Below are 3,346 nucleotides of genomic sequence, written 5' to 3'. Positions count from 1 at the left end.
TGCAGCGCCTCCCTCGCACCGCCGAGCACCGCGCCGACACAGACCCCGGCGAGCACCATGACCACCGGCGAGGAGCCCTTGCGTGTCGACCCGAGGGCGAGCACCAGGAGCGTGACGATCAGAGCTCCCGCGAACGCGAACCACATGTAGCCCTGGGCTTCGCGGACGCCGAGCAGGCCCACGGCGACCGTCACCGCGAAGGACGATCCGGCGTGGACGCCGAGGACCCCCGGATCGGCCAGGGGGTTGCGGATGAGTGCCTGGATCAACGCGCCCGACAGACCGAGTGCGACGCCGACGACCAGACCCACGATCGTGCGCGGCAGCCGGAAGTCGCGGATGGCGAACTGGTCGGGGTCGGAGGAGGGGTTGACCAGTGCGTCCCAGACCACCGTGACCGGTATCGCTGTGGAACCGACCATGACGCTGAGCACCATCAGCACGATCAGCACGGCGAGGGCTGCGACCATCCCGATGACGCGGCGGCGTCGCTGCGGGACCGGGGCGGCGCCCGTTGCCCGGGCGGCGGCTGTCCCGCGGGCAGCCGCCGCTTGCGTTGCGTCCACGAGCGTCATCCGGTCGCGGGCAGCGTGGTGAGCGCTTCGTCGAGCGACTTGTGCATCGGGGCCTTGCTCACACAGGTCATGGCCTGATTGCACCGGCTGGCGAGGGCGCGGCCGTCCTCGGCCTGCGCCGGCGACTTCCAGAGGGGTGTCAAGGTCATCGCCTTGCTCTTCTTTCCTTCGTTGTCACGGGTGAGGGGCAACGCTGGGCGCAGGGCGTGGGCCGCGTCGGCGTCTGGGCTTCACTTCGTGGGAAGCGTCGCCAGAGCGCTGTCGAGCGAGTCCAGGTACTGCAGGACGGGCCCGTAGGAGTTGTTGCCGGGGCAGAAGACTCCGAGCGCGCGATCGGAGGTCACGGTGGGCAGCGCCTTCCAGGTGTTGGTCTTGGTCACCGGCAGGAAGGGCTTGGTCGGCCGGCCTTCGGCATCGACGGGGTAGGTGATCACGTCGTACTTGGAGAGCTCAGCGATCTGCTCGAACGGCAGGGACTCGTAGGCCAGGGGGTCCTTGCCCTCGGCCGCCTCGGGCAGGTCGAGGCCGATGTCGTCCCGGGCGATCTCGGAGCAGCCGATGTCGGCGATGTAGAACGTCCCGGGATCGCTCCAGTCTCCGCGGGAGACGTCGACGAACTTGGTGTCGTCGATGGTCTTGCCGTGGGTCTTCTTGATCTTGGCGATCTTCTTCTCGAACTTCGCCTTCTGCCGGCCGAGTTCGTCCGTGACGTTGCCGGCCGTGGCGATCTCGTCGGCGAATTCCTTCCACTCGGTGTCGAGGCCCCAGAGCACCGTCGGGGCAACCGACTCAAGCCGCTTGCCGACCTTGTCCCAGTCGTTGGAGTGGAACTGGACCAGGATGAGGTCCGGCTTGAGGGCGGCAAGCTTCTCCAGGTCCACGTCACCACCGCTGCTGCCGACGACCTCGGCTGCCTCGTACGCGGTCTTCTGTTCCTTGGGCAGTACGGCGAGGTCGGAGTCGGACACCTCGGTGACACCCACCGGCTTGCCGCCGAGATCGATGAAGGGGAGGTTCGTGTTGCCGATCGTGACGATGCGCCGGGGGGCGGCGGGGATCTTGACGGTGCCGTTCTCGGCCTTGACGCTGCGGGTCTTGGCGGACTTGTCGCCGCCGGTCTCGCCGGCGGCCTTGTTGCCGTCGCCGTCGCTGCCGCAGGCGGTGAGGAGGAGTGAGGCGCTCATCAGCGCGACGGCGACGGACATGCCGCGTCTCGTTGTCAGGGTGCTGCTCATGGTGGTCTTTCTTTCTCTTCTGCCCCGGGCGCAGGGGTTTGCCGGGGTGGAGGGGAGTTGAGGGGAAGCTCGGGCGGGTTGGGTTGAGGAGAGGGGAAGTCGAGGGGATCAGTCGGCGGTGGAGCGGACGAGTTCGTGGACGGTGGTGCCCAGGCCGACGGTCCGCGCCGACCTGCGCGTCAGGCCCGCCCGTGCGATGACGGCGTCCAGCTCGGCTGCGGTACGCAGGCCGGAGCCGTGGCAGACGAGCCCGATGAGGTCTTCTTCGCCGTCGTGCTCGTCAAGGTCGTCGGTGTCGAAGACCTCCTCGATCAGCAGCACTCGTCCGCCGGGCGCGAGGTGCTCGGCCGCCCGGCGCAGCGCATGAGCGGCGTCGGCGTCGGGCAGGGTTTTGAAGGCGCGGCTGATGAGCACGGCATCGGCCGCCGGGCCGGGCTCGAAGAGGGACTGTTCAACGACGCCGACCCGCGTGCGCTGCCGCTCGTCGGGAATCGTGTCGGGCAGGTCGCGGCGCAGCCAGTCGGCCTGGGCGGGCAGGGCGCAGATCGTCACACGCAGGCTTTCGTGGGCTCCGACGTACTCACGGGCGTGCGCGCCCGCGCCACCGGAGTGGATCACCAAGTGCCGGACTCCGGCGAGCAGATCGGACGTGGCGATCGATCCGGCCAGCGCGGGCTGGAACTTCGCCAGGCGCTCCAGGTGACGGTCCTCGTAGTCCTGCTCGGCTCGCACTTCGGCGAAGGTCTGGCCGGTGACCGAGGCGTAGGCGGGCCGGCCGGTGCGGACCGACTCCGTAAGTCCGTACAGCCCGAGCATTTCGCGACCGACCACCCCTGCGGAGTGCAGCCGGTCGGCGATGAAATCGAGCGTGAGGACATCGCCGACCGGAGTCAGGGCGTAGCGGCCCGGCTCTGTCTCGGTCACCACGTCCAGGGTGTGCAGATAACGCAGCAGCTTGCCCAGAGCGCGCTCGTCGGCACCCGCCTTGGCGGCCAGCTCGGCCACGCCGGTCATGCCACGGGAGAGCAGATCGGCAACGCCCAACTCGACGGCGGTACGGATCGCGAGCGGCGCGACGAGCTCGGTCAGGTCGTGGAGCTTCTGGAACGGGGTGACCGTCCTGTCCGGATCGGGCACCGCCCCGTCGCTCTCCAAGGCGACGACCGCGGAGCGGCGCCAGTATCCGGTGAAGTCGATGTCCTCCTTGGGCACCCCACGGTCTTCGACCAGGTGGCGGCGGATGTCCCGGACGGCCGTGTGCTCGCCGGCCAGCCACACGAATGCCTGGCCCGGCCACCACCGCGTACTGCGGACGGCCTCGGTGAGCAGCGAATCACCCGGCGTCGCGCCGGGCCGGACCAGCCACGTCACGACCACCCCGGGCAGCTCGCGCAGCTCCTGGCGGTGGGCATCCTCGGCGATCTCGATGAACACCTGCGCCCGGGCGTCGGCCGGAAGCTCGTCGAGCAGGCGGCCGATCGCGGGGAGCGCGGTGTCATCTCCCGCCACGAGCCACCAGTCGGCGCCGGCCGGGAA

General features: G+C 69.6%; 4 protein-coding genes. All 4 read right to left on the bottom strand.

Annotated elements, in window-relative coordinates; genetic code table 11:
* Positions 1-575, bottom strand: a 575-nt coding sequence (locus tag ACQKIP_RS43310; protein ID WP_427745528.1) for an iron chelate uptake ABC transporter family permease subunit, incomplete at its 3' end; no start/stop codon positions are given.
* Positions 572-724 (bottom strand): hypothetical protein, encoded by a 153-nt coding sequence (locus ACQKIP_RS43305; RefSeq protein ID WP_365866493.1) that lies wholly within the window; start codon positions 722-724, stop codon positions 572-574. The genes ACQKIP_RS43310 and ACQKIP_RS43305, both read right to left, overlap by 4 nt.
* 81 nt (positions 725-805) lie before the next feature.
* Positions 806-1,810 carry an ABC transporter substrate-binding protein gene (locus tag ACQKIP_RS43300; protein ID WP_365866495.1) on the bottom strand — a complete coding sequence of 335 codons (1,005 nt, stop codon included), beginning with the start codon at positions 1,808-1,810 and terminating at the stop codon, positions 806-808.
* 108 nt (positions 1,811-1,918) lie between these two features.
* Positions 1,919-3,346, bottom strand: a 1,428-nt coding sequence (locus ACQKIP_RS43295; RefSeq protein ID WP_427745526.1) for an SIP domain-containing protein, incomplete at its 5' end; no start/stop codon positions are given.

Origin of the sequence: Streptomyces sp. NPDC059900, from assembly GCF_050270335.1 — a bacterium.
GTDB lineage: Bacteria > Actinomycetota > Actinomycetes > Streptomycetales > Streptomycetaceae > Streptomyces.
The sequence above is the reverse complement of the archived record's forward strand: the minus strand, read 5'-3'. Positions and strand labels throughout refer to the sequence as shown.